2 protein-coding genes and 3 pseudogenes are annotated in these 1,626 nt (G+C 35.6%); all 5 read left to right on the top strand.

The features are described 5' to 3' along the window. Positions 1–197 (top strand): annotated as a pseudogene (locus ACIPNH_RS01410) (phage tail protein); the annotation flags it as partial. Next, positions 194–666: pseudogene (locus tag ACIPNH_RS01405) on the top strand (hypothetical protein). The pseudogenes ACIPNH_RS01410 and ACIPNH_RS01405, both read left to right, overlap by 4 nt. Continuing rightward, complete coding sequence (locus ACIPNH_RS01400; protein WP_400771202.1) at positions 653–1,117, top strand: phage baseplate assembly protein V; 465 nt, start codon at positions 653–655, stop codon at positions 1,115–1,117. The pseudogene ACIPNH_RS01405 and the gene ACIPNH_RS01400 overlap by 14 nt, the downstream one beginning before the upstream one ends. Before the next feature lie 81 nt (positions 1,118–1,198). Next, positions 1,199–1,375, top strand: coding sequence for a PAAR domain-containing protein (locus ACIPNH_RS01395; protein WP_400771199.1), 177 nt, complete (start codon positions 1,199–1,201; stop codon positions 1,373–1,375). Positions 1,376–1,397: 22 nt separating this feature from the next. Next, positions 1,398–1,559 (top strand): annotated as a pseudogene (locus tag ACIPNH_RS01390) (GPW/gp25 family protein); the annotation flags it as partial. Positions 1,560–1,626 lie beyond the last annotated feature (67 nt).

Genomic DNA, 1,626 nt, shown 5'->3' with positions numbered 1-1,626 from the left:
TAGGAGGATTTGCAGCAGTTATGCCAAAAGGAAATAGCGGTATGTTTAAACGTGAAGGAAGAGCAGCATTGCCAATAAAGGAAGTAAAACTACCACTGGAACCAGAGGCTTCAAGGATAATAGGGAATCTTGTTAATTATGAAGTTGAAGAAGTCTTTACAAAGTTTTTTGAACGTGAATTGAGCTATAAAGGATGAATTTGAAAGATTTACATGATAAAATTTGTACCACGCTGAAGAGAGAAATACCAGCAATTCAAACTTGTGAAATTTATCCATCGATAAGAAAAGAATTAGTAGCGCCAGCGTTATTTGTAGAGCTTGTGAGTTTAGAATCGGGAAAAGATCCTGGAACAGAGGAATTAGCCCTAAAAGCAAGATTTGAAGCGAGAATTGTAGTTGATGGAACAGTCGAGGATTCCTCGTTAGTTGTAAGGTCATTAGCAGCAGAAGTAGCAAGAGTAGTGAACAAGAATACCTGGGAAAAGAATGTATCTCCGGCTGAATTTCTTTCTGCAGAGCCTGATGGATTTAGACCCGAATTAGATGCATATTTGGTGTGGTTGATTGAATGGGTCCACTATCTGCATGTGGGAGAATCAGTCTGGTTAGAGGGAAAATTAAACCACATACAATAAACGTAGGAAATATAAATGTTGGATCATAGTTTTGCGATTTCAGAGCTGAATAGGAAGCTAGCAAACGTTATTCGTATAGGAATTGTAAAAGAAATAGATTATGAAAAAGCAAAAGTAAGAGTGAAAATAGGAGAATTTTTAACAGATTATTTACCGTGGATAACAAGTAAAGCAGGAAAAGATAGAGATTGGTCTCCGCCAGATATTGATGAACAGGTTATGATATTTTCTCCTCTTGGTGAACTATCATTAGGAGTGGTATTAGGAGGAATATATCAGGAAAAATACCCTGTACCAGAGAATAAAAAAGAAATAAATAGTGTGAAGTTTCAAGATGGAACAAGATTGTTATATGATAAGGAAAAACATCATTTAGAGATTGAAGTAGTAGACAAAATAACACTAAAAGCTGGGAAATCGAGTATAGAAATGACAAAAGAAAGAATAAAACTTAAGGGAAGGAGGATAGATCTAAACTAGCATATAGGTAAAGCAATCGTTTGTGTAGGGGATAATTGTACTGGAGTACCTATTCATGTTTGCGTAAGCGGGAGTAAAGATGTGCGTATTAATGGTAGATCTGTCTGTCATAGAAGTGATACCTTAACTATGGGAGAGACACTAACGCAAGGATCAAATAGCGTATTTGTAAATGGTATTGGTGTAGCGAGAACAGGTGATGTGGCGTCCTGTAGTTTTCAAGTAGTAAGTAAAAATCAAAGTGTGTTTTCAAAATAAAAAAAATTAAAGTAGTCGAAAAATGAGAGGAATGGATGCTAAAACAGGGAAAGAATTAGAGGGAATAGAACATCTGAAACAATCGATAATTGATATACTGACCACTCCAGTAAACAGTAGAATAATGAGGAGAGATTATGGCTCAAGATTATTTGAATTGGTGGATAAGCCAATAAATAGAGATTTATAGCTCTTTTCATAGAAGTCCGGATGTGATAAGATAAGGATAGAAGATGATAAGGAGGTTGAGT

Source organism: Wolbachia endosymbiont of Drosophila barbarae, from assembly GCF_044752445.1.
In the GTDB taxonomy this organism is placed as follows: Bacteria; Pseudomonadota; Alphaproteobacteria; order Rickettsiales; family Anaplasmataceae; genus Wolbachia; species Wolbachia pipientis.
The sequence above is the reverse complement of the archived record's forward strand: the minus strand, read 5'-3'. Positions and strand labels throughout refer to the sequence as shown.

Excerpts from the sequence above, each read along its gene's own strand:
- ACIPNH_RS01400 (WP_400771202.1), top strand. The coding sequence starts at position 653 with ATGTTGGATCATAGTTTTGCGATTTCAGAGCTGAATAGGAAGCTAGCA.